Below are 615 nucleotides of genomic sequence, written 5' to 3'. Positions count from 1 at the left end.
CTGGGTAATACGCTGACCATCACCGGCTACAACGCCACCACCGGCGTGGTCAGCTACAGCTACACGCTGCTGGACAATGAAGCCCATCCAAACGCCAACGGCGCCAACAGCCTCAGCGAACAATTTGCGGTCGTCGTCACCGACGACAACGGCACCACGGCCAACGGCAACCTGGACGTGAACATCGTCGACGACCTGCCTAAAGCCGTGGACGACAGCAACGCCAGCACGGCTTCGGAAACCAACCTGACCCTGACCGGCAGCGTGTTGACCAACGACACCCAAGGTGCGGACCATGTGGCGTCCGGCCCAATCACCCCCGGCACGTTCACCGGCACTTACGGCACCCTGGTGCTCAACGCCGACGGTTCCTACACCTACACCCTCAACACCGCTGATGCCGATTTCAAAGGCTTGCACGGTGGTGGCAATGGCAGCGAAACCTTCACCTACACCCTGACCGATGCCGACGGCGACACCAGCACCGCCAATCTGGTGCTGCAAGTGCACAACAACGACGACCCGGTGATCATCACCGGCCTCGACACCGAAGGCGGTGAGTTGTCATTGCAGGAGAAAAACCTCAGCGACGGCAGCAGCCCGGATGCATCGGCG

The 615-nt window shown here is 61.5% G+C and carries 1 protein-coding gene; it reads left to right on the top strand.

Features of this window, described 5'->3' with window-relative positions; genetic code table 11:
• Nucleotides 1-615: Ig-like domain-containing protein (locus B0E42_RS03835; RefSeq protein ID WP_218191451.1), on the top strand; the 615-nt coding region annotated here is incomplete at both ends.

The sequence above is a fragment of the Pseudomonas sp. A25(2017) genome (assembly GCF_002001065.1).
GTDB classification, from domain to species: Bacteria; Pseudomonadota; Gammaproteobacteria; order Pseudomonadales; family Pseudomonadaceae; genus Aquipseudomonas; species Aquipseudomonas kilonensis.
Note: the sequence above shows the minus strand (reverse complement) of the source record. Positions and strands in the feature narration are given on the sequence as shown.